We start from the raw sequence: 21825 nt of genomic DNA, 5'->3' as shown, positions 1-21825 counted from the left end.
CGCGTCCGTGTCGGGGGTGCGGCGGCCAGTTCATGCTAACGCAGATATTGCTTGCCCGCTCGACGGGAATGGAGCGGGGCGGCTCGCAGTGGGCAGTCTTTACGGCGTCCTGGTCGGCCGGTTTGACGGATCACTGCTGTGTGATCCCTATTCGAGGAACGGAAGTACGGTAGCAATTCAAGCGATCGGAACCGGCGTCACGCGCACCGTGAAAGCAACTGCTCCAGCGCGCGATCGCGGATACCGCTTTCACGCAGTGCATCCACCGTGCGGCGCACATAGTCCAGCGTCGTTCCGTACCGACCCGATGCGCAGCCAAGCACAGTGCGCACGGTTTCATCGGAGAGCTTGCCGGTGTAGGCCGACACGTCGCGGCGCATGACGAAGGCGAGGGCGGCCACGCGCCGTCCGTCCGCAAGCGTGCACGGCACCCACGCAGGACGATACGACCCCATCGGCATTTCGCGTCGCCACAGCGCTTCGAGATGCGGCATCACGCCCGCTGCTGCCAGCCTGAACGCGACGCCCGCGCACGAGCCGCCACGGTCCAGCGCGAGCACGAGACCCGGCTGCTCGGGCGTGCCGCGGTTCACACGCGACCAGAGGTAGAGTCCGCGGTGGTAGCCATACACGCGCGAGCGCACGTTCTCGACGGTCGGCAGCCCCGGGTTCCAGATCAGCGAGCCATAACCGAAGAGCCACAGGTCGCCCGTGCGGTCCCAGTCTTCCAGCGTGGAGTCGAGTGACGTGCGCAGTTCGGCTTCGCTGAGAAGGCGCGATTCACCGAGGAGCGGCGGATATCCGGCGCAGGGCGCAACCGACATGCCGTCTTGTTCACCGCTTCGTTCGTGGTTTTGCCCGCCATCGGGCTGCAGAACGGGGATTTCGTCGGATGCGTTCGCGCTCATGTCGTGTCGGGCGTGCGAGGGTCGCTTTGTTGTCGCCTTACTTGTACGGATCCGGATAACCGAGCGACGTGAGGATCTCCGTTTCGATGCCCTCCATCTCCTCGGCTTCGGCCTCGTTCTCGTGATCGTACCCTTGCGCGTGCAGCGCGCCGTGCACGAGCAGATGCGCGTAGTGCGCGGCGAGCGGCTTGCCCTGCTCCACAGCCTCTTTCTCGACGACCGGGCAGCACAGGATCAGGTCGCCCGTGACCGGATCGTCCTCGCTCTCGGCGTAGGCGAACGTGAGCACGTTGGTCGCGTAGTCCTTGCCGCGATACGTGCGGTTGAGCGTGCGGCCTTCGTCGGCGTCGACGAAGCGCACGGTCAGCTCGGCGTCCGCGAACAGCGCGGCCTTGACCCACGCCGCGACGGTCGCGCGCGGCAACATCGCCTTGTGTTGGGCAAACGCCTTCGCGGCGGGGAACTGCACGGTCAGTTTGAGTTTTGGTGAGGGGGCCATAGAGCGCTCGACGTGTAGCTGGCGTTCAGCGTGCGTCGCCGTTGCCTTCGTCTTTCTTCGAGTGGGCGTCGTAGGCCTCGACGATACGCGCAACGAGCGGATGACGCACGACGTCCGCGCTCGTGAAGCGCGTGAGCGCGATGCCTCGCACGTTCGCGAGTACCTGCTGCGCTTCGATGAGGCCGCTCTTGTGGCCGCGCGGCAGATCCACCTGAGTGGTGTCGCCCGTCACGACCGCCTTCGAGCCGAAGCCGATGCGCGTCAAGAACATCTTCATCTGCTCGGGCGTGGTGTTCTGCGCCTCGTCGAGGATGATGAACGCGTGATTGAGCGTGCGCCCGCGCATGTACGCGAGCGGCGCGATTTCGATCATCTGGCGCTCGAACATCTTCGCGGTCTTGTCGAAGCCGAGCAGGTCGTAGAGCGCGTCGTAGAGCGGACGCAGATACGGATCGACCTTCTGCGCGAGATCGCCCGGCAGGAAGCCGAGCCGCTCGCCCGCTTCGACAGCCGGACGCGTGAGCACGATGCGCTTGACCTGATCGCGTTCGAGCGCGTCGACGGCGCACGCGACCGCGAGATAGGTCTTGCCGGTGCCCGCAGGCCCGACGCCGAACGTGACGTCGTGCGAGATGATCTGCTTCAGGTACTCGCGTTGTGCAGGCGTGCGGCCGCGCAGGTCGGCGCGTCGCGTGTAGAGCTTCGGGCCGAGCTCATCGGCGTCGATGCTCTCGTCCACGGGTTCGTCGAAGGGATGATCGGGGTCGCCGCGAAAACGCGGGTCGATCGGATCTTCGCCATTTCCACTGCTTCCACCATTTCCCGGCTTGCGCGATTCGCTTGCCTGATTGCGCCCGAAATTGGCGGGATGGCGGGCCTCGACGAGCGCGAGCTGGATGTCGTCGACGGAGAGCGGATCGCGCGCCTGGTTGTAGAAGTTCTCGAGCGCGGCGAGCGCGAGTTTCGCACCGCGTCCGCGGATCGCGATGCGGTGGCCGCGACGCGACAGCGTCACGTCGAGCGCTTGTTCGATCTGCCGCAAGTTCTCGTCGAGCGGGCCACACAGATTCGCGAGCCGCGCATTGTCGTCGCGCGGCGCGTTGAATTCCAGATGCTGCTGTTGGTTCTTCAAGGTATCGATGAACTCCGGTTCAGGGTTCGCGCGCGCCGGTTATTGCGCGAGCATCAGCTCGCCGCGCAGCGAATGCGGATACGCGTGATTGATCTTCACGTCGATCATCTGGCCGATGAGGCGCGCGTGCGAAGCGAGCGGTGCCGGGAAGTTGACGACACGATTGTTCTCGGTGCGGCCGGACAGCTCGCCCGGGTCCTTGCGCGACGGGCCTTCGACGAGAATCCGTTCGACGCGCCCGACCATCGACTGGCTGATGCGCTGCACGTTCTCTTCGATGGTCGCCTGCAGGTGTTGCAGGCGCTTCAGCTTCACTTCGCGCGGCGTGTCGTCGTGGAGGTTCGCGGCGGGCGTCCCCGGACGCTGGCTGTAGATGAACGAGAAGCTCGTGTCGTAGCTCATCTCTTCGACGAGTTTCATCGTCTTCTCGAAGTCGTCTTCGGTTTCGCCCGGGAAGCCGATGATGAAGTCGGTGGACAGCGACAGGTCCGGACGGATCGCGCGTAGCTTGCGGATCACCGACTTGTATTCGAGCACGGTGTAGCCGCGCTTCATCGCCATCAGCACACGGTCGGAGCCGTGCTGCACCGGCAGGTGCAGGTGGCTCACGAGCTTCGGCACCTTCGCGTAGGCGTCGATCAGGCGCTGCGTGAACTCCTTCGGATGCGAAGTCGTGAACCGGATGCGCTCGATGCCCGGAATGTCGGCGACGTATTCGATCAGCGTGGCGAAGTCGGCGATGTCGTGTGAGCCCGCCGTCAACGCGCCGCGGTATGCGTTCACGTTCTGGCCGAGCAGCGTGACTTCGCGCACGCCCTGGTCGGCGAGTCCGGCGACTTCGGTCAGCACGTCGTCGAGCGGACGCGACACTTCCTCGCCGCGCGTGTACGGCACGACGCAGTAGCTGCAGTACTTGCTGCAGCCTTCCATGATCGAGACGAACGCGCTCGGGCCTTCGACCCGCGCGGGCGGCAGGTGGTCGAACTTCTCGATTTCGGGGAACGTGATGTCGACCTGCGGACGACCGCTCGCGCGGCGCGCATCGATCATCTGCGGCAGGCGGTGCAGCGTCTGCGGGCCGAACACGAGGTCCACATACGGCGCGCGGGCGACGATCGACGCGCCTTCCTGGCTCGCCACGCAGCCACCCACGCCGATAATCAGATTCGGGTTCGCTTCCTTGAGCTCGCGCACGCGGCCGAGGTCGGAGAAGACCTTTTCCTGGGCCTTTTCGCGCACCGAGCAGGTGTTGAACAGGATCACGTCCGCGTCTTCGGGCGTGTCGGTCTTCACGAGGCCTTCAGTGGCGCCGAGTACGTCGACCATTTTGTCGGAGTCGTACTCGTTCATCTGGCAGCCAAAGGTCTTTACATAAACTTTCTTGCTCATCGGGATTCGCCGTTCGCAGTGGTTGACCTGGGGGCGTCGTCCGGTCGCTCTGTAACGCTGGACTACGGTGATAAAAACTTCGCTGAACCGGGTGGTAGGGCGGCCACGACCGTTCGCATCGCGTGCACGTTGCCTGCTTTTCGCACGGCTTTCTGCGACGGATTCTGGGGTTCCGTCACGTTTTTTGACCGCGATCTCGATCGCCTGTTTGACGATCCCCGCCGACTTCAGCGCAACGTTGCATTATACCTTTTGCGCCGCCCGCCCTCGTGCCCTGGAATGGCCGCATTTCGACGCGGCGGCCGCCATGAACGCTGGCGTTGCGGGCGCAACCACACCACGAGGGCACAAAACCCGCGACGCTTGTCGGGTGATTCATCCAGACGCATGCACGACGCCAGCGGCTGTTGTATCCTCTTGCCCGCCGGTCGATCCGGCAATCAGTACGTCTTCAGGGCGGGGTGGAATTCCCCACCGGCGGTATGCCGGCCAGCGCCGCAAGGCAAGGCCAGCGAGCCCGCGAGCGCCCGCGCGAGTGTTTCAGTCCTGTGGTGTCAGCCACCGGCGCGCGGGGTCAGCAGATCTGGTGCGAAGCCAGAGCCGACGGTCAGAGTCCGGATGAAAGAAGATGTGCAGATGGTCTAGCCTGCCCAGCCGTTGCGGCTTCGCGGCCACGTGTGGACGCGCCCTTTTTTTGGCGCGTTGCGCGTGCGTCCTGAATGCGCGCGACAGGGCGGCCTGTCTGTTTGCAATGCCCTGAAACGTTTTTCGCCCAACTCTTGCGAGGAGCGTTTCACATGTCCTTTACCCGCACCGCCGCTGTTTCGTCCGCCGTTTCGTCACTCGTTTCCTCAGTCGGGCAGCCGCTCGACGCCATTCACGATCTTCCGCTGCTCGACACCGAACCGGTGCCGCCGCGCATTGCGGCCGCGCTGCAGGCCATGCGCGAAGGCCGTCCGGTCGTGCTCCAGGACGACCACGACCGCGAGGACGAGGCTGATCTGATCGTCGCCGCCGAACACCTCACGACCGCGACGATGGCGCTGTTCATCCGCGAATGCAGCGGCATCGTGTGCCTGTGCCTCTCCGACGAGAAAGTGCGCGCGCTCGAACTGCCGCCGATGGTGCCCCACAACGAAAGCCGCAACCGCACGGCATTCACGGTCTCGATCGAGGCGCGCGATGGCGTGAGCACGGGCGTTTCGGCCGCCGATCGTGTGACGACGATTCGCGCGGCGATCGCGCCGAACGCGAAGCCTGCCGACATCGTGCGCCCGGGCCATGTTTTCCCGCTGCGCGCGCAGCAGGGCGGCGTGCTGGCGCGCCGAGGCCACACGGAGGGCACGGTGGATCTGGCGGTGCTCGCGGGTCTCGCGCCAGCGGGCGTGCTGTGCGAGCTGATGAATCCGGATGGGACGATGGCGCGCGGTGAGCAGGTCGATCGATTTGCGAAGCTGCACGACTTGCCGATGCTGACGATCGCGGAACTGGTCGAGTTCCGTGAAGCGCTGGCAGCGGCGCGCGAGCGCTGCGCGGAACCGGCCTGATCGGGTTAAGTTTGGTGGCACGGGGGCGCTGGGCCGACACGCGGCGAAGCGCGCTGCGTGCGCTGGAGTTGCCCGTTGTGATCGGGGCGCGCGGTATGCATGCGCTGTGCTGCGTACCGCGGGCGTGCGCCGCGCGGCGTGCCGCTGCGCGACGCGTTTTGGAGCGGCCGCAGTCGCCGTGAGGGCCGCCAATGGGCTGCCGATGCGCTCCCGTGTCGCGCTGCGCGCTTACGACTGCACGTCGCCGAATTCCCCGCGCACACCCGCTGCGACGAGCGCGGGCAACTGCTCCATCCGTTCGATGATCCGGCTGATGCCCATGTTACGCAGCACGTCTGCGTAGCCACCAGGGATGTGACTCGCGCCGACGAACGCAATCGTCTTCATGCCTGCCGCGCGTGCGGCATTCAAGCCAGAGACGCTGTCCTCCACGACGATGCAGCGTGACGGTTCCACGCCGAGCTGTTCCGCCGCGAAGAGATAGACATCGGGATAAGGCTTGGGCCGCGCGACCTGCTCGGCGCTGAATACGCGCGCGCCGAAGATCGTATCGAGCCCGGCACGGCGTACCGACGCGCTCACACGCGCGAAATGGCTGTTCGACACAACGGCTGCGGGCAGCGCGATCTGGCGCAGCGCGTCGCGCACACCATTGATCGGGCTTACCGACGCCGCGAGCGCAGCGTCGACGTTGTGGTCGATGGTTTCGAGAAAGTCGTCGGGCATCGCGAGATTGAAGCGCTTCGCGACGTCGTCGAGAAAACGCGACGTCTGCTGACCGAACGCCGATTTCACGACGGCGCGGAAATCGACATCGGGAAAGGTCCGGGTGAGCGTCTCGAACAGCACGCGGTCGGCGATGACTTCGCTGTCGACGAGCACGCCGTCACAGTCGCAGATGAGGTGGTCGATCATGGGTAAAACGAAATGGCAGGGCGGCAAAGCGCCGGATGAGGAGCGCCTTTACAGGGCGCAGCAACGATGAAACCGCCATGATACGTGTTTTGCGCGCGCTTCCCGAAAGCTCGCATGTCAACGGCGCGCCAGGCAAACCCGGCCGAATGGCCAGGATGTTGCGCGCCACGGGGAGTGCGAGAATAGCTGCACTAACTGGCAGTCATCAGTCGTTCAAGTGAAGGCGGGGGCAAACATGCGTGGACTGGCAATAATCGGCGCGGCAGCGCTGCTGGCTGGATGTGTGAGCACGCCGGGGGACCTCGAGGGCGGTGGGCGGGCGCCGTCGTTCGTCGCCTTGCAGCAGATGTGCGGCCGTCAGCCCGTCGATTTCGGTGCGTACGCAAAGCCCGTTTATATCGCGACATTCGATGCATTTGTCGCGAATCGTCGCGGGAGGCTGCCGCAGGACCAGTTCTGCGAGTTCCAGGCCGCGCTTGCGCAGCACTACAAGACGTTCGGCACGAGCAGTGACCCGCAGATGCGCAACCAGTGGGTTACCTGGCTCAACGTACAGCGGGCGCAGGCTATCGCATGGCGCGCAGCGGCCGACCCTACCTTGCGGGCGGGTTGAACGAGGCAAGCGGCGCGGTCAGCCGGAACAAACGAGGGCAAAAAGCCAGCGCGGGCAGGAAACTGCCGCGGACAAACACCCAGACGAAAAAGTGGTCACGCGGGCATGAAGCGCGCGGGTCCGCGTGACCATGCACTGCAGGCGCGTACGTCTACTGCCGTGCGCCTGCATCGGGGATGGACTCGACGAAGCCATTGCGCGGACGTATCCCGGCGTCCGCGCGCGTCGAAAGAGTTGACGAAAGCAGGGGGCTAGAGCCTCGACTGCCTATGAACACCGTTTGATGGCTCGCAACGCCGAGTTCCCGATTTCGGTGAGTCGCCATTGCTGGAGGCCTGAAGCCAGCCGCTCCAGCTGGACGAGCTGTCGTTCGAGGAGGGCGTCCAGTTCTTCCCGTTCCATGTCGATCTGGTTGGGGGCGTCCTTCACTAGCAGCAGGGTGGCGAATTCGTGCGGACTCAGCATCGTTCTCTCCGTGTTGCCGCATCAGAGGTCGCCGTAAGCGGCCCACAGGGCGGCCCGGCGACAGAAATGCGGTAGGTGTGAGCGAAAGCCTGTAACCGTGCAGATCGCGCCCTGGACATGCTGGTCGGTTCCGGCAGGCGTGATTGACGGCCCAAAGACGTCAAAAGAGGCCCAAACGCTGTCCGGCCCGTGATCGGCGACGGGGAACTGGAGTGTAGTCAACAGCACCGCGTTCTACAAACCACATACGGAAAATTTTCCGTTTGACATCCGCGCGATCCGGCAGCGGGTGCTGCCCGCGGCCAGATCCTTGATTTCACTTCAGGTGCCTGCTGCGGCGCGACAATGCGCGACGCATGGTTCGTCTGCGCAATACGCGCGCGGTGGCCTTTCGACGAGGTATCGCGACCAGCGGTTGCCGATCATCGACGCACGTCGCCTGATCAAGCGCGGGGGCCGTTCGCGTCGTATTTCTTTCGTTTGCCTACGCAACCCGAAGCGCAACTCGCGGCGCCACTTTCGCCATATATGCGTGCGGTCCAGTGAACAGTGGACCGCATTACGGCTGGCGCATGATTCTGCTGCGGGGCCTGTTCAGGGCGTCTATTTCCGGAACTGTGGGCGCCGGGAGCGGTCTGTGCTCTTTGTCTGCAGCCTGGCGAAACAACAGCTAAGATTGATTAACGATGTCTGGTAACTCTCACAACGCAAGCGCGCCAGGCTTGAACTGCAAGCCGCGCTCAGCGCGAGCACCGATACCGCATTCGGAGCACAAAATAATGCGTGACGTCATTGAGCCCGGCCGTACGCTGCCGTGGCGAATCGAAGATATCGATCTCACACGAATAGATCGTCAACGTGCCGCTGCGAACGAAGACCTGCTGTTGCTGTTGTGCGCGTCTTCGTTCATCGAAAGCGGATCTGACCTGTACACCAGCAATCTGAGTGTGTTCTTCAACGGCGACCCTGATGTTTCCGAATGGCTCAATACCGAGTGGGAGCCTGAGGAACTGCAGCATGGTCGTGCGTTGAAGACTTACGTTCTTTACGTGTGGCCTGAATTCGACTGGGACACGGCGTTTCGCAACTTCTTCGAGGAGTATTCGAAGACGTGCTCCTACGAGGAATTCGAAAAAACGCGTGCGCTCGAGATGGTCGCGCGTTGCGTGGTCGAGACGGGTACAGCCACGCTCTACCGGGCGATCAGTGAATCCTCGGACGAGCCGGTGCTCAAGGAGATCACCGAAAACATCCGCACCGACGAAGTGCGCCACTACAAGCACTTTTTCCACTACTTCAAGAAGTACAACCAGGTCGAAGGCCATGGCCGGCTGGCGGTACTCGGCGCACTGCTTCGTCGCGTGATGGAGATCAAGAACGAGGATTCGGAGATCGCACTGCGCCATGTGTTCGCCATCCGCTATCCGGACCGCGTGAACGATCCCGTCTGGAACCGCGAACTGACTTCGCGCGTGAGCCGGCTCGTGCGGCACAATCTCTCGGCGGATATGTTCGTGAAGATGCTGCTCAAGCCGCTGGATATTCCGGCGAAGATTCAGCCTGGCGTGCACTATCCGCTCGCGAAGATCACGCAGCACGTGTTCTTGCGCTGAAGCACCGCGCGTATAGCCAACAGGCCCGTCACGTTGCGGGCCTTTTATTTTGCGCGCCTTTTTTTGCGCATCGACGACGAGAGGACGAGGAAGATGAGCGATACGGGACCGGATCTCCACCGCGCGGACCGATTGCAGTTCGACGTATGGCCGGGCGGATTGTTGTCCTGGTTCGATGGCCGCTCACTGGCGGACAAGACGGGGTTCACGGCGTCGCTCGTGACTCACCACGACGATGGCCGTTTGGGTACGTCGCTGCTTGGCATCGGTGAGCTGTACGCGTCCGGACCGCGATCGTTGCGCTTCGTGCTGTGGGCACAAGCGAGGGCAGCGAGCGCGCTCGCAACGGGTGCGCGTGCGGCGCTGACATTCGTGTTCGACGGCGCGTTTTATCAGGTCCAGCTCGGTGTGACGCCGATCAGGTCAGCCGAGGCGCAGGCGAACGGGTTTGCCTGCTTTGAAGCAACGATCGTGTCGGTTGAATTGCAGCGCGTGCCGTACGCGAGGCTCGATGCGGGCATCGTGTTCACGCTCGACGAACGTGAGCGCGAGGCGACTTTGCGTCGATGGAGCGCGCAGATCGTGTGGTTGAAAGCAGCGGGCGAGTGAAGCCTCGCTGCCGGTGGAGAGGGCGGTGTCGTATGACCGCGCCCTTGCAAAGACGAAGCGCTGGCGGGAACGAGAACCAGAGGCGGCAATCGAAATAGCCGCACTCGCTCCAGTCAGGAAATGCGAGCGGGGCGGCTCATGCCGTCCCCCCGCAAACCTGATTAGCGGTCGCGCGAGCCGCCGTTGCGGCGCGCATCGCCGCCCGGACGGCCGCCGAGCAGTGCGCCAGGGTTCGACTGCGGCTTGCGCGGCGCGCGGCCGGTTGCGCCGTCGTGTGCTGCGCCACGCGAGCGATCGCGATCGACGTTGCCTTCTCGCCGTGTGTGCTCCGCGCGCGAGGCGCCTGCTCCCGGACCTTGCGCCTTCACCGGACGAGCGCCACCCGCAGCAGGTTTGGCCGCTCGTTGCGCGCCGTTGCCGGCACCATTGCCACCGCGTCCACCGCCGTTGCGCGATTCACCACGGGCCTCAGTACGCGATTCGCCGCGCGAGTCGCGCGTCTGAGCAGGCTTGCCACCTTGTCCGCGGGGAGCGGCGCCACGCGCCTGCCCTTGCCCCTGGCCCTGACGCGGCGCGCGTGCGCCGCCGCCGCCCTGGCCGCGTCGCAGGATCGGCTCGGGCTTCGCGTTCGGGTCCGGCTCGAAGCCGGCGATGACTTCCTGCGGCACCGCACGCTTGATCAGCTTTTCGATGTCCTTCAGCAGTTGGTGCTCGTCGACGCAGACGAGCGACACCGCTTCACCCGTCGCGCCCGCACGCCCAGTGCGGCCGATCCGGTGAACGTAGTCCTCGGGCACGTTCGGCAGATCGAAGTTGACGACGTGCGGCAACTGGTCGATATCGATGCCGCGCGCGGCGATATCGGTCGCACAGAGTACCTGCAGCGTGCCGTCCTTGAACTCGGAGAGTGCGCGCGTCCGCGCCGACTGGCTCTTGTTCCCGTGAATCGCGAGCGCGCTGATGCCGTCCTTCGTCAGTTGCTCGGCGAGCCGGTTGGCGCCGTGCTTCGTGCGCGTGAACACGAGCACCTGGAACCAGTTGTGCTGGCGGATCAGGTGCGTGAGCAAGTCGCGCTTGCGGTCGCGATCGACGGGGTGGATCTTCTGCGCAACCGTTTCGGCGGTCGTATTGCGGCGGGCGACTTCGATGAGCGCCGGCGAATCGAGCAGGCTGTCGGCGAGTGCCTTGATTTCGTCGGCGAACGTCGCCGAGAACAGCAGGTTCTGGCGCTTCGGCGGCAGCTTTGCGAGCACACGCTTGATGTCGTGGATGAAGCCCATGTCGAGCATGCGGTCCGCTTCATCGAGCACGAGGATCTCGAGCTGCGAGAGGTCGATGGTCTTCTGCTGCATGTGATCGAGCAGACGGCCCGGCGTCGCGACGACGATATCCACGCCACGCTTGAGTGCGTCGATCTGCGGATTGATGCCGACACCGCCGAACATCACCGTCGACTTGAGCTTCAGGTATTTGCCGTAAGCGCGCACGCTTTCTTCCACCTGCGCTGCGAGTTCGCGCGTCGGCGTGAGAATGAGGGCGCGTACGACGCGTTTGCCGCCCGCTGCGGGCGGCATGTTGGTGAGGCGCTGGAGGATCGGCAGCGTGAAGCCGGCCGTCTTGCCGGTGCCTGTCTGGGCGCCGGCGAGCAGGTCACCGCCGTTCAGCACGGCGGGGATCGCTTGCAGCTGGATGGGAGTGGGCGTCGTGTAGCCTAGTTCGTTGACAGCGCGGACCAGCGGTTCGGACAAGCCGAGAGAATCAAAGGACATAAAAACTCGTTGTATTGCAGTGGCGCGAGCGGCAAAGCGCGGCGCACGTGCGCGCGCGGAGCGTGGCAGCGGAGGCAGGGTGGACCCCGGGTTCCGGTGTTCTCGCGTTAAAGGACGGCGCGCCAGTGCGCGCGCCGCTTGGTCGACGGTCTAAAAGACTCGCCGGCTGGCGTTAAGTTGCATCGCGGGGCTGCGGACACTGCGGCAGCCGCGCGATGGCTTCGCTCAAAGACGCGTCACGCGACGTAGCGCGCGATGCTAACGAATTGACAGACGCTTCCTGCGAGTACGAACAGGTGCCAGATACCGTGTCCGTGCCGGATGCGTTCGTCGTTGACGAAAAAGTAAATGCCGGCGCTGTAGATGAGGCCGCCGACGACTAGCCACGCGGTGCCGGCAGCCGACAACGCTTCGAACAACGGGCGGAGCGCGACCACGCCGAGCCAGCCCATTACGACATACAGGACCATCGAAAGCGCACGCGTGCGCCGGCCGAGGGTCAGTTCCTGCACGATGCCGAGGACGGCCAGTCCCCAGCTTATGCCGAACAGCGACCAGCCCCACGGTCCACGCAGACTGACGAGCGCGAACGGAGTATAGCTGCCCGCGATCAGCAGATAGATCGCAGCGTGATCACACTTCTGAAGAATCGCTTTCAGACGTGGCCCGCGAACACCGTGATACAGCGTCGAAATCGTGTACAGGGCGCAAAGCATTGCGCCATACACGCTGAAGGCCACGATCTTGTACGCGTCGTGATCGAGCGCGCCGAGCACGACGAGCGAAACAAGACCCACTAACGACAACATTGCGCCCACGAGGTGAGTAACGCTGTTCAGGCGCTCGCCAACGTGCATACCGACTCCTTCTTCTTCTGCCTGTGCGGCGCCTTGCGCTTGCTTCCTCGCTTGCATTGTTTGCGCGGGCGGCGAACGGATTAATCGGGTGCCAGCCTTTCTCTGCCCGCGCGCCGGAAAGGCGCGTCACGAGGCCGACAAAGGTGAAACCCAAAAGGCTACCGCAAAATTCCGGATGGAAATAGCGAAGGGCGCAACCTGCGACGTTTTGCAGGATGCGCCCTGTCAGGCAGACGCCACTATAGCAGCAAGCGCTATGGGGTCGGAGCGGGCCCGGTTCAGTCGAGCGGCGCGGACCGCAGATTGGCCACCTGTTGCGGTGACACGGCCGTGCCCTTATTACCCCAGGACTTGCGGATGTACGTCACGACCGCCGCGACTTCCTGGTTCGACAGCGACTGCGCGAACGGCGGCATGCCGTAAGGCCGCGGATTGCCGGCCGTGCTCGGCGGATAGCCGCCGTTGAGCACCATGCGGATCGGGTTCACGGCCGATTGCATCTGGATCGACTGGTTGTTCGCGAGCGGCGGGAAGTTCGGCGGCATGCCGAGGCCGTTTTCCGCGTGGCATTTCGCGCACTGGTCGTGGAAGATCTTCTGGCCTTGCTGCAGCAGTTCGCCGCCGTAGGCTTCCGACGTCTCCATCTGCATCGTCTCGGGCGCTTCCTTCTTCTGCGGGATGGTCTTCAGGTAGGTCGCGATCGCGTGGATGTCCTCGTCCGAGAGGTATTGCAGGCTGTTGTGGACCACGTCGGCCATCGGGCCGAACACCGCGCCGCGCGGCGATACGCCGGTCTTGAGCAGGCTCGCGATGTCGTTGACGTCCCAGTCGCCGAGGCCGCCTTCGGCCGCAGTGAGCGATGGCGCGTACCAGTTCTGCAGCGGGATCAGGCCGCCCGCGAACTGCGCCGACGTGACCGGGCCGCCCACCACGTTGATCGACGTGTGGCACATGCTGCAGTGGCCGAGGCCCTCGACGAGATACGCGCCGCGGTTCCATTCGACCGACTTGGTCGGATCGGGCTTGAACTCGCCCTCACGGAAGAACAGCGTGCGCCAGCCGATCAGCAGGTTGCGGTTGTTGAACGGGAACTTCAACTCGTGCGGGCGGCTCGGCACGTTCACGGGCGGCGTCGAGCGCAGGAACGCGAAGATCGCGTCCGAGTCGGCGCGCGTGACCCTCGAGTAGCTCGCGAACGGGAATGCCGGATAAAGCAGGCTGCCGTCCTTCGAATGGCCCGTGTGTATCGCGCGATAGAAGTCGTCGGCACTCCACTTGCCGATGCCGTACTGATCGTCGGGCGTGATGTTCGGCGTGTAGAGCGTGCCGAACGGCGTCGCCATCGGCAGGCCGCCCGCGAAGGTCTTGCCGCCGCGCACGGTGTGGCAGGCGACGCAGTCGCCGGCGCGGGCGAGGTATTCGCCGCGCTTGATCAGCTCTGCCTGGTCGGCCGGCGTGGCCGCAACGGCCGTGCCGTTGTGCAGATAGTCGGTGGCGGCCCACAGCACTGGCACGAGCGCCGCGGTCGCGGCGATGATGACTGCCCAGAGGCCCAACAACGAATTGCGGTTCATAGGACTGTCTCCCCCGGCGCCTTATTGCGGTTCGCTGCCGCAAGCGAGCGGCGTCTTCAACGAGCGCGCCGGTGCCGGCACGGGATTCGGCGGAGCAGGCTGCGTGGAAAGCCACACAGCGACCGCATTCACGTCTTCGTCGGTGAGTCGCGTGGCGATCTCATGCATGCAGTCCGGTGCGATCGCGCGTCGCGAGCCCGACCGCCATGCGCCGATCTGTGCGCTGATGTAGTCCCGATGCAGCCCGACGAGACCCGGAATGGCCGGCTCCATGCCGGTCAGCTTCGCGCCGTGGCAGGCCACGCAGGCGGGGATCTCTCTCGCTGCGTCGCCGTGCAGGACGAGGTCCTGGCCGTGAGCGAGCGTGCTGCTGCCGACTGTCGGCTTCGCGGGCGGCGGATAAGGCGGTCGCTGCTGCGAGAAGTACAGCGCGATCTCGTGCAGGTACTCGTCGGAGAGATAGGTGACCAGATAATTCATCGGAGGGTACTTGCGGCGACCCTCGCGGAAGTTCATTAGCTGGTTGAACAGATACTCGGCCGGTTTGCCGGCGAGACGCGGGAAGTAGTCGTTGTCGCTGCCCTGGCCGTGTGTGCCGTGGCACGCGATGCAGCCCTGGACGCGGGATTCGATCGTGTCGGGCGCCGCGGGTTGAGCCGCCTGCGCGACGTTGAAAGCGCAGGTCGCCCCAACTACCAGCATTGCCCCCAGCGGCGCGACGAGCGGAATAAGCGGTCGGAAGATACGTCTTGGGAACACGCGTAACTCCATCTTTATCGTGGACCTGACCAGGCTTCGAGCGACCCGGCTGTAGGCTGCGCGCGATGAAAGCAGCAGACCGTGCGCGACGCGGCGACGGGGCGATTCTATCATCGCGGGTGGATAGAGACTAATTGACGCATGCGGCATGATGTCGGTGCGGCGGGGTATCTGCACGCCAGTGGCAAAACGACGTCGTATCGCCGTTATCATTCTGCACCCGTGAGTCGAGCCGTGGCGCGTGTATGGCTGGCGCCGTGCGAGCTTCGATCCGCCGCTGTCTGGCTCCCGCGCGTGCCTGCGCGTTCTGCCCGCATCGAACCGCGCTGCTCAGGTTCGGTGTACGAGGCACTCCGCGGTCCGCCCCGGCGGTTGTGTTTTCATGTTGTTTCCTTGCCACTGGTCTCGATGACTCCAATTGCACTTTCCTTACCGATACGACATACCCGCCCGGCATACGTGCCGTCGTCCCGCGCCCGTCGGGAGGTGACATCACGATGAAACCTGACTGGCTCTGGTTCGGGCAGGTTGCGATGGCTACCATCGTCAACGTTGCCTATGCGTTTGCTCTCGGCTCGGCTCTCTTCGGCGCATGGCTCGAAAAGGACGGGCGCACCCCCATCGCCCCCGCCTACGCGGCATGGCTGCGCGCGCAACGCTCGCTACGCGCGGCGGCCATCGTGTTCGTCATCGCGCTTGCGATGTGGCTGCTCTACGAGAGCGCGTCCATCAGCGGCGAGCGGCTGCCAGCCGCGTTCGATGTCGTGTCGACCGTGCTCACGCAGACGCACGTCGGGCTCGCGTGGAGCGTGGCCTTCGGCGGCGCGCTCGTGCTGCTCGCGTTGGCGTTCGCGGCGCAGGGCGCCGTGCGCGATGGCTTGCTCTGGATCGCACTTATCGTGACTGCACTCGGTCGCGCGGCGCTCGGCCATGCGGCCGATGCGGGCTTCGCCTCGGCCGCACTCGGTGTGCATACGCTGCACATATTGAGTTCGAGCGCATGGAGCGGCATCGTCGTTGCGGGCGGACTGGTGGTGCTGCCTGCGCTCGGCGCATCGACGGCGCGCGGCATCCTGATCCGCACATCGACGCAGGTGTCGAACGTGGCGATGTTCGCGGTGGGTCTCGTGCTTGCCACCAGCGTGTTCAACGCCGTGCGCGGCACGGGTGGCTCCGTCGCCGCGCTCACGGGCAGCTCGTGGGGCCACGTCCTGCTGATCAAGACCGCACTGGTGGTGATTGCGCTTGCAATGGGCGCCTATAACCGGATTGTGGTCATGCCGCTGCTGCGCCGCGCGGCTTCGACGGCGGCGGCGCGGCGCTTCGTGAATGTGATCCATCTGGAAGCGATCGTGATGATCGGCGTGCTGGCGCTGGCCGCCGTGCTCGCACACACCGCGCCGGGCTCTGTGTTGCAGGGTTGATACACGGGATCGTGGCGCTCCTGCGCCGCGGCCTTACTCGTAGCCGAGCCGGTGACTGAGTATCGGTGCGAAGAACAGGGCGATGGCGCAACCGACTGCATTGCCTTCGAGCTCGGCTAACGCGTTCGTCGACGTGGGATGCCACAACCACTCAAACAGTTGTGGTGCGCACCACAGCACCGCAACGCCGATGAAGGCCTGCTCGACGACGAGAATGCGCCACCCGCGCGCGCAGGCGACTGCCGCAGTGATCACACGCAGAATTCCGAAGACGACCAGCGCGCCGACGGCGGCCTGTTCGCGGATCAGATAGTCGGGGAGCGTTGCGTCCATGTGAATCCCTGCCGCGCGTGATGGGTCATGCGGAGATTCAGCAAGGAGCAGGCCAGTGAGGCGTCGGATGCGGCCTTGACGCGTGTCTTGCGACGCTGGGCTTATGTGGCGCGACTTCGCGCGAGCCTTTTATGTGGGCATGACGACATTCGCCGCGAGCGCTTTGCGGCGTCATGCGGCGAATGTCGTTCAAGTCGGCCTCAAACGTTGCGGCGCTGAAACACGCGATGCGCACGGTGTTGCGCGATGGGCGCGACGGATCGGATTTAGGAGGTGGCTCACCGCTCGCGGCCATGCCGACGTTCGCGTGACGTCACACCGGATCGCGCCGCAAATGTCCGATCATTGCCATCTCGCGTCCGTTCTCCTCATTCACTTCAATGCCAGGTTCGATCACCCATTCCGTGATCCACGCCTGCGATATCGCTGGCGTGCACCGGCGACTCCCCAGCCAGCGCGAGATGCACGTGAAGGCACAGCGACGTGCTGGGCCCGCGTGTGCTTGCACGTAGCCGCGACATTCCTGAGCGGCCTGCCTCATCAACTGCCGACAGAGCGATTCAAGACCGGGAATAAACCGGACTCCTTCGCGGTAATCCACGTGAAACCCACCCCGGAGGCCTCCCCGGATCGAACCGGCGGTCTGCTTCCTGAATCCAGCCGGAGGACACTATGTCGTCGGATCTTCCTTCCCAGCCGTCGCGCCGCAACGCCTTGAAATGTCTCGCCTTCGGTGGCGTAGGCACCGTGTTCGTTCTGGCCGGAGGCGTACTCACGCCCGTGGAGCTGTCCCTTGCCGCGAGCAGCAAGGACAAGTCAGCGGCTTCGGGCGTTCCGCTGTTCCTGCAGATCAGCGATTCACATATCGGCTTCAACAAGGAAGCCAATCCCGATGTCGCGGGTACGCTCAAACAGACGATTGATTACGTCAATGCCATGCCGGTCAAGCCGGCCCTCGCAATTCACACCGGCGATATCACTCACCTGTCCAAACCGGAAGAGTTCGATCACGCAGCCCAGATATTGTCCGCGCTGACCATCACTGACTTGCACACCGTGCCCGGCGAACACGACGTGATAGACGGACCGCAAGGCGAGTATTTCAAACGCTTCGGCCAGCAGTCGGACAACAGGGGCTACTACAGCTTCGACCACGCTGGCGTGCATTTTGTCGGGCTCGTCAATGTGATGCATTTCAAGCCAAACGGGTTAGGAAACTTGGGCGAAGACCAGCTCGCCTGGCTGGAAAAGGATCTAAAGGGGCGAACGTCCAGCACGCCGGTCGTCGTCTTTACGCACATGCCAATGTGGACGATCTACGAACCATGGGGTTGGGGCACCGGTGATGCGGGCCAGGCAATGGAGTATCTGAAGCGGTTCGGCTCGGTCACCGTCCTGAACGGTCATATTCATCAGATCGTTTCCAAGGTGGAAGGGAATATCACGTTCCACACGGCACGCTCGACCGCCTATCCGCAGCCGACAGCCGGCAATGGCCCAGGACCCGGACCGCTCACGGTGGCAAGCGACCAGCTACCGAAGATGCTTGGCGTAACGAGTATCAAGATCTCGCGGCATCCCCTCGCGGCGACGCTTTCCGACACAACCCTTGCCTGACCTACGTCGCGCTCGCTCAACAAGGATCCAGACCATGCAATCGACTCACTTTTACTTTCGTCGCGCGTTCGTTGTCTGCTGCGCGAGCGGGATGCTCGTGACGGCACTCGCTACGGCGTCGCCTGCCGCACAGGCGCAGGAGGCCAATCAGGTCGTTATCAAGAATTTCATGTTTTCGCCCATGGCTCTCACCGTCAAGGCTGGCACTACAGTGACCTGGAAGAATATGGATGGCGAGCCGCATCTGGTCGTCAACGATGCGGGCTTGTTCCGCTCCGCCGCGCTCGATCAGAACGATACGTACCAGTTCAAGTTCGACAAGCCGGGGGTGTACAAAGTGTTCTGCTCAATACATCCGTATATGAAGGCGACCATCACTGTGCAGTAGGTGGAATGGCATCTGCTGGAAGGGTGTTGTGCGGGGTGTTTCGAAGCAGCGGAGCAGCCTCGCTCACGAGGATTGAGCGAGGCTACAACTGCGCTGATCGAACGGCCGGATGTATCCGGATTGAACGCGCTCACCTTCGCGCGTGAGTGTCTGGCGTCTATGACGAAGCCTGCCCGTTGGCCTGCGTTATCTGGTTGTTGGCCAGATCGCGCCAGCCCGCGAGCAGGCTTTTCTTTCCAGGCGCCGAAGTTTTCGCTTTTCACGACGCACGAAGCAAACCCCAAAACGGTCAGGCACTGGCCCATCGACGACGGGGCGTCCGCAGAGAAGACAAGGCCGGAAACGTGAAATACTGAGCCTCGCGCAGGCCGCGGGCTACGCGTACTGGCCTGCGCCTTCGATCAAGGAGGCGCCCGATGAAACGCCGTGAACTGCTGGTTGGGCTGGCCGCAGGTGCGATTGTTGCGGGTTCTGCCTGCGAGGCGCAGGAGGGCAAGGCGCGGTACACCAATGAGATCGCGCTGCCGAAGCCTAAGGTTGCCGGTTCGGTCTCCCTCGAGGAAGCCATCGAGCGGCGCAGGTCCGTACGCACCTTCGGACCGGGCCCGCTGCCTGTCGACACCATCGGCCAGCTGCTGTGGGCCGGGCAGGGCGTCACCAGCCCGGACGGCAAACGCGCGGCTCCGTCGGCCGGTGCCTTGTACCCGCTTGAACTCTACGTGGTGACCGCCACGCAAGTGATGCATTACCTGCCTCAAGGTCACCGGGCCGAAACGCGGGTGTCGCCCGATCTGCGCCCGCAACTAAAAGAACTAGCAGTTGGGCAAGCGTCTGTCGGGGCGGCCCCGGCCCTGATCGTGGTGGCAGCCGAGCCCGGTAGGCTCTCCCAGCGGTACGGTGCAAGGGACAAGGCCTATACCGACCATGAGGTCGGGCACGCCGCCGAGAACATGCTGCTCCAGGCCGTTGTTCTCGGGCTTGTCGCTGTGACTGTTGGTGCGGTCGACGGGCCTCGGGCGGCGCGGGCGCTCGCTTTGCCTCCCGGCCAGACCGTCGTGTATCTCATTCCCGTGGGTTTTCCGGCCTGATTGGCTGCGAGCGGTCGGGCTGTGATGGCTCGAAGCAGAGCGAGCGCGGGATCAGCTCCTGGAGCGCGAAGGTGAGAAGCACGCCCGCACGGGTGAGGAGGGCGGGTGCGAGCCGCAAATCATCGGCGTTGCGCGTAAGCCCGCGTCTTCCGACAATTGCGCCGCGCGAGGCGCGGTAAAAGAAAAGGGCTCGCGGATAACCAGCAGAGCCCAAATTGAAAAAGCCCGGTAGATCAAAGATCTACCGGGCTTTCGCATTTGGTGGCGAATCAGGGATTCGAACCCCGGACCTGCGGATTATGATTCCGTCGCTCTAACCGGCTGAGCTAATTCGCCGAAGAAGAAGATTATGCAGGCATGGGAGGGAGCTGTCAACCCCACCCAACTGATTTTTTCGCCGGGCCGTCAGGCCCGGCAATCTGCACAACCCTGCATAAAACCAGAACCCACCTCAATCCTTGGCGTAAATATCCGAGTCCTTGGTTTCCTTGACGAACAGCGTCCCGATCACGAACGTCATGAGCGCGATGACGATCGGATACCAGAGGCCCGAGTAGATATCACCCCGCGCTGCCACGATCGCGAACGCGGTGGCCGGCAGGAACCCGCCGAACCAGCCGTTGCCGATGTGATACGGCAGCGACATCGACGTATAGCGAATGCGTGTCGGGAACATCTCAACGAGCATGGCGGCGATCGGCCCGTAGACCATCGTCACGAAGATCACGAGGATCGTCAGGATCACCACGGTCATCGGCCAGTTCAGTTGCGCCGGATCGGCCTTGGCCGGATAACCTGCCGCCTTCAGCGTTGCCGCGAGCGTTTTCTCGAACGCCGCTGCCTTCTCCTTGGCCCCTTCAGCCCTGCCGTCGAACGAGTCGATCACGACGTCGCCCACCTTGATCTGCGCAATCGTTCCAGCAGGTGCTGCCACGTTCGAGTAGTTCAGGCCAGCCTTCGACAGCGCGCTCTTCACGATGTCGCACGAGCTCGTGAACTTCGCCGTGCCGACCGGGTTGAACTGGAACGAGCACTCGTCCGGATTCGCGATCACGACGATCGGCGCACGTTGCGTCGCGGCTTCCAGCGCCGGGTTCGCGTAGTGCGTGAGCGCCTTGAACAGCGGGAAGTAGGTGAGCGCTGCGATCAGGCAGCCGGCCATGATGATCGGCTTGCGGCCGATCTTGTCCGACAGCGAGCCGAAGAACAGGAAGAACGGCGTGCCGATCAGGAGGGCCAGCGCGATCAGGATGTTCGCGCTAGCACCGTCCACCTTGAGCGTCTGCGTGAGGAAGAAGAGCGTGTAGAACTGGCCCGTGTACCACACCACAGCCTGGCCGGCCGTCAGGCCGAACAGCGCGAGGATCACGACCTTCAGGTTCTTCCACTGGCCGAACGCTTCCTTGAGCGGTGCCTTCGACACTTTGCCTTCTGCCTTGATGCGCTTGAACGCCGGCGATTCGTCGAGCTGCAGACGGATCCAGACGGACACGGCGAGCAGCAGGATCGACGCGACGAACGGAATGCGCCAGGCCCACGCGCCGAACTGTTCTTCGCCGACCGACGTGCGGACGCCGAGGATCACGAGCAGCGAGAGGAAGAGGCCGAGCGTCGCGGTGGTCTGGATCCACGACGTGTAGAAGCCGCGTCGTCCAGCAGGCGCGTGTTCCGCGACGTAGGTCGCAGCGCCGCCGTACTCACCGCCGAGGGCCAGGCCCTGCAACAGCCGCATGGCGATGAAGATCACGGGTGAGGCAATGCCGATCGACGCGTAGCCAGGCAGGAAGCCGACCACGAACGTCGAGAGACCCATGATCACGATCGTCACGAGGAACGTGTGCTTGCGGCCGACGAGGTCGCCAAGCCGGCCGAACACTATCGCACCGAACGGACGCACGGCGAAACCCGCCGCGAAGCCGAGCAGCGTGAAGATGAAGCCTGCAGTCGGGTTGACGCCAGAGAAGAAGCTCTTGCTGATGTAGGCCGCGAGCGAGCCGGCCAGGTAGAAGTCGTACCACTCGAACACGGTGCCGAGCGACGACGCGAAAATCACGCGTTTTTCGTCACTGGTCATCGGCGCGTGTGCGACTTGTCCGCCTACAGTTGCCATAGAAGTCTCCGATATTGATATGCGTGTGGGTCCGCCAGAGCGGCGTCCTTGGAGCATTATTGGAATGGAAACTTACGGGTTTCTGACGTTTCGTTCGACTTCGGGTATATGCTGGTTAATGGGGTTGCATCATTCAACGTCGCTCAATTTCGCATAATTTCTGCCAATCAGTGAGCTTTATTCGCCTATCGTCTTTTTCTGGTGACGTTGATGGCG

General features: G+C 63.8%; 20 protein-coding genes, 1 tRNA gene and 1 riboswitch. Of the genes, 8 read left to right on the top strand and 13 right to left on the bottom strand.

All coding sequences use genetic code 11. From position 1 onward, the window contains the following. Positions 1-197: 197 nt before the first annotated feature. From L0U80_RS12375 to miaB, 4 genes are all read right to left on the bottom strand, one after another. On the bottom strand, positions 198-824 hold the full coding sequence (locus L0U80_RS12375; RefSeq protein WP_233865918.1) for a gamma-glutamylcyclotransferase: 627 nt from the start codon (positions 822-824) through the stop codon (positions 198-200). A gap of 121 nt (positions 825-945) precedes the next feature. After that, positions 946-1407, bottom strand: coding sequence for an rRNA maturation RNase YbeY (ybeY, locus tag L0U80_RS12370; RefSeq protein WP_233864491.1), 462 nt, complete (start codon positions 1405-1407; stop codon positions 946-948). Positions 1408-1432: 25 nt separating this feature from the next. Next, on the bottom strand, positions 1433-2539 hold the full coding sequence (locus L0U80_RS12365) for a PhoH family protein (protein WP_233864489.1): 1107 nt from the start codon (positions 2537-2539) through the stop codon (positions 1433-1435). 39 nt (positions 2540-2578) lie between these two features. Then, the gene (miaB, locus tag L0U80_RS12360; RefSeq protein ID WP_233864487.1) at positions 2579-3928 is read right to left on the bottom strand and encodes a tRNA (N6-isopentenyl adenosine(37)-C2)-methylthiotransferase MiaB; all 1350 of its coding nucleotides are present in this window, start codon (positions 3926-3928) and stop codon (positions 2579-2581) included. A 443-nt stretch (positions 3929-4371) separates the two neighbouring features. Then, positions 4372-4562, top strand: a riboswitch (FMN riboswitch). 163 nt (positions 4563-4725) lie between these two features. Between miaB and ribB the strand changes: the two genes are divergently transcribed. After that, on the top strand, positions 4726-5475 hold the full coding sequence (gene ribB / locus L0U80_RS12355) for a 3,4-dihydroxy-2-butanone-4-phosphate synthase (RefSeq protein ID WP_233864485.1): 750 nt from the start codon (positions 4726-4728) through the stop codon (positions 5473-5475). A 228-nt stretch (positions 5476-5703) separates the two neighbouring features. Here the strand turns inward: ribB and L0U80_RS12350 are convergent, their stop codons facing one another. Further along, positions 5704-6390: an HAD family hydrolase gene (locus tag L0U80_RS12350; protein WP_233864483.1), complete on the bottom strand. Its 687-nt coding sequence runs from the start codon at positions 6388-6390 to the stop codon at positions 5704-5706. Between the two features lie 235 nt (positions 6391-6625). Here L0U80_RS12350 and L0U80_RS12345 point away from each other — a divergent pair, with 235 nt between their 5' ends. Continuing rightward, complete coding sequence (locus tag L0U80_RS12345; protein ID WP_233864482.1) at positions 6626-7003, top strand: hypothetical protein; 378 nt, start codon at positions 6626-6628, stop codon at positions 7001-7003. A gap of 267 nt (positions 7004-7270) precedes the next feature. Here L0U80_RS12345 and L0U80_RS12340 read toward each other — a convergent pair whose 3' ends face one another. Next, positions 7271-7468 carry a hypothetical protein gene (locus tag L0U80_RS12340; protein ID WP_124149436.1) on the bottom strand — a complete coding sequence of 66 codons (198 nt, stop codon included), beginning with the start codon at positions 7466-7468 and terminating at the stop codon, positions 7271-7273. A 779-nt stretch (positions 7469-8247) separates the two neighbouring features. Between L0U80_RS12340 and L0U80_RS12335 the strand changes: the two genes are divergently transcribed. Both L0U80_RS12335 and L0U80_RS12330 read left to right on the top strand, forming a co-directional pair. Continuing rightward, a complete protein-coding gene (locus L0U80_RS12335) occupies positions 8248-9081 on the top strand; it encodes a ferritin-like domain-containing protein (RefSeq protein WP_233864481.1) in 834 nt (277 codons plus the stop codon). A gap of 93 nt (positions 9082-9174) precedes the next feature. Then, on the top strand, positions 9175-9690 hold the full coding sequence (locus L0U80_RS12330) for a hypothetical protein (RefSeq protein WP_233864480.1): 516 nt from the start codon (positions 9175-9177) through the stop codon (positions 9688-9690). Positions 9691-9851: 161 nt separating this feature from the next. Here L0U80_RS12330 and L0U80_RS12325 read toward each other — a convergent pair whose 3' ends face one another. The 4 genes from L0U80_RS12325 to L0U80_RS12310 all read right to left on the bottom strand — a co-directional run bounded on the left by L0U80_RS12325 (position 9852) and on the right by L0U80_RS12310 (position 14592). Continuing rightward, the gene (locus tag L0U80_RS12325) at positions 9852-11459 is read right to left on the bottom strand and encodes a DEAD/DEAH box helicase (RefSeq protein WP_233864479.1); all 1608 of its coding nucleotides are present in this window, start codon (positions 11457-11459) and stop codon (positions 9852-9854) included. A 236-nt stretch (positions 11460-11695) separates the two neighbouring features. Beyond that, on the bottom strand, positions 11696-12316 hold the full coding sequence (trhA, locus tag L0U80_RS12320; RefSeq protein WP_233865916.1) for a PAQR family membrane homeostasis protein TrhA: 621 nt from the start codon (positions 12314-12316) through the stop codon (positions 11696-11698). A gap of 278 nt (positions 12317-12594) precedes the next feature. Next, on the bottom strand, positions 12595-13890 hold the full coding sequence (locus tag L0U80_RS12315) for a c-type cytochrome (protein ID WP_233864478.1): 1296 nt from the start codon (positions 13888-13890) through the stop codon (positions 12595-12597). A gap of 21 nt (positions 13891-13911) precedes the next feature. Continuing rightward, entirely contained in the window at positions 13912-14592 is a 681-nt protein-coding gene (locus tag L0U80_RS12310) for a c-type cytochrome (protein WP_373322197.1), read from the bottom strand. Positions 14593-15146: 554 nt separating this feature from the next. On the opposite strand from L0U80_RS12310, the gene L0U80_RS12305 reads away from it, so the two are divergent. Continuing rightward, positions 15147-16073: a CopD family protein gene (locus L0U80_RS12305; RefSeq protein WP_233864475.1), complete on the top strand. Its 927-nt coding sequence runs from the start codon at positions 15147-15149 to the stop codon at positions 16071-16073. A 33-nt stretch (positions 16074-16106) separates the two neighbouring features. Here L0U80_RS12305 and L0U80_RS12300 read toward each other — a convergent pair whose 3' ends face one another. After that, on the bottom strand, positions 16107-16406 hold the full coding sequence (locus tag L0U80_RS12300; RefSeq protein ID WP_233864473.1) for a hypothetical protein: 300 nt from the start codon (positions 16404-16406) through the stop codon (positions 16107-16109). Between the two features lie 672 nt (positions 16407-17078). Between L0U80_RS12300 and L0U80_RS12295 the strand changes: the two genes are divergently transcribed. The 3 genes from L0U80_RS12295 to L0U80_RS12285 all read left to right on the top strand — a co-directional run bounded on the left by L0U80_RS12295 (position 17079) and on the right by L0U80_RS12285 (position 19499). Continuing rightward, complete coding sequence (locus tag L0U80_RS12295) at positions 17079-18023, top strand: metallophosphoesterase family protein (RefSeq protein WP_233864471.1); 945 nt, start codon at positions 17079-17081, stop codon at positions 18021-18023. 91 nt (positions 18024-18114) lie between these two features. Continuing rightward, positions 18115-18411 (top strand): cupredoxin domain-containing protein, encoded by a 297-nt coding sequence (locus L0U80_RS12290; protein ID WP_233865912.1) that lies wholly within the window; start codon positions 18115-18117, stop codon positions 18409-18411. A gap of 416 nt (positions 18412-18827) precedes the next feature. Further along, positions 18828-19499 carry a SagB/ThcOx family dehydrogenase gene (locus tag L0U80_RS12285; RefSeq protein WP_233864469.1) on the top strand — a complete coding sequence of 224 codons (672 nt, stop codon included), beginning with the start codon at positions 18828-18830 and terminating at the stop codon, positions 19497-19499. A gap of 259 nt (positions 19500-19758) precedes the next feature. On the opposite strand, the gene L0U80_RS12280 is transcribed toward L0U80_RS12285, so the two are convergent. Further along, positions 19759-19835 (bottom strand) — tRNA-Met (locus L0U80_RS12280). A gap of 115 nt (positions 19836-19950) precedes the next feature. Then, positions 19951-21609, bottom strand: coding sequence for an MFS transporter (locus tag L0U80_RS12275; protein WP_233864459.1), 1659 nt, complete (start codon positions 21607-21609; stop codon positions 19951-19953). Positions 21610-21825 lie beyond the last annotated feature (216 nt).

The organism is Paraburkholderia adhaesiva (assembly GCF_021390575.1).
Taxonomy (GTDB): domain Bacteria; phylum Pseudomonadota; class Gammaproteobacteria; order Burkholderiales; family Burkholderiaceae; genus Paraburkholderia; species Paraburkholderia adhaesiva.
The sequence above is the reverse complement of the archived record's forward strand: the minus strand, read 5'-3'. Positions and strand labels throughout refer to the sequence as shown.

What these genes read in the sequence shown, in the direction of transcription:
- L0U80_RS12350 (WP_233864483.1), bottom strand. Translation starts at nt 6,390, where the DNA reads ATGATCGACCACCTCATCTGCGACTGTGACGGCGTGCTCGTCGACAGC.
- L0U80_RS12285 (WP_233864469.1), top strand. Translation starts at nt 18,828, where the DNA reads ATGAAACGCCGTGAACTGCTGGTTGGGCTGGCCGCAGGTGCGATTGTT.
- trhA (WP_233865916.1), bottom strand. Translation starts at nt 12,316, where the DNA reads ATGCACGTTGGCGAGCGCCTGAACAGCGTTACTCACCTCGTGGGCGCA.
- L0U80_RS12325 (WP_233864479.1), bottom strand. Translation starts at nt 11,459, where the DNA reads ATGTCCTTTGATTCTCTCGGCTTGTCCGAACCGCTGGTCCGCGCTGTC.
- ybeY (WP_233864491.1), bottom strand. Translation starts at nt 1,407, where the DNA reads ATGGCCCCCTCACCAAAACTCAAACTGACCGTGCAGTTCCCCGCCGCG.
- L0U80_RS12330 (WP_233864480.1), top strand. Translation starts at nt 9,175, where the DNA reads ATGAGCGATACGGGACCGGATCTCCACCGCGCGGACCGATTGCAGTTC.
- L0U80_RS12310 (WP_373322197.1), bottom strand. Translation starts at nt 14,592, where the DNA reads ATGCTGGTAGTTGGGGCGACCTGCGCTTTCAACGTCGCGCAGGCGGCT.
- L0U80_RS12375 (WP_233865918.1), bottom strand. Translation starts at nt 824, where the DNA reads ATGTCGGTTGCGCCCTGCGCCGGATATCCGCCGCTCCTCGGTGAATCG.
- L0U80_RS12345 (WP_233864482.1), top strand. Translation starts at nt 6,626, where the DNA reads ATGCGTGGACTGGCAATAATCGGCGCGGCAGCGCTGCTGGCTGGATGT.
- L0U80_RS12335 (WP_233864481.1), top strand. Translation starts at nt 8,248, where the DNA reads ATGCGTGACGTCATTGAGCCCGGCCGTACGCTGCCGTGGCGAATCGAA.
- L0U80_RS12275 (WP_233864459.1), bottom strand. Translation starts at nt 21,609, where the DNA reads ATGGCAACTGTAGGCGGACAAGTCGCACACGCGCCGATGACCAGTGAC.
- L0U80_RS12315 (WP_233864478.1), bottom strand. Translation starts at nt 13,890, where the DNA reads ATGAACCGCAATTCGTTGTTGGGCCTCTGGGCAGTCATCATCGCCGCG.
- L0U80_RS12305 (WP_233864475.1), top strand. Translation starts at nt 15,147, where the DNA reads ATGAAACCTGACTGGCTCTGGTTCGGGCAGGTTGCGATGGCTACCATC.
- L0U80_RS12295 (WP_233864471.1), top strand. Translation starts at nt 17,079, where the DNA reads ATGTCGTCGGATCTTCCTTCCCAGCCGTCGCGCCGCAACGCCTTGAAA.
- ribB (WP_233864485.1), top strand. Translation starts at nt 4,726, where the DNA reads ATGTCCTTTACCCGCACCGCCGCTGTTTCGTCCGCCGTTTCGTCACTC.
- miaB (WP_233864487.1), bottom strand. Translation starts at nt 3,928, where the DNA reads ATGAGCAAGAAAGTTTATGTAAAGACCTTTGGCTGCCAGATGAACGAG.
- L0U80_RS12290 (WP_233865912.1), top strand. Translation starts at nt 18,115, where the DNA reads ATGCTCGTGACGGCACTCGCTACGGCGTCGCCTGCCGCACAGGCGCAG.
- L0U80_RS12300 (WP_233864473.1), bottom strand. Translation starts at nt 16,406, where the DNA reads ATGGACGCAACGCTCCCCGACTATCTGATCCGCGAACAGGCCGCCGTC.
- L0U80_RS12340 (WP_124149436.1), bottom strand. Translation starts at nt 7,468, where the DNA reads ATGCTGAGTCCGCACGAATTCGCCACCCTGCTGCTAGTGAAGGACGCC.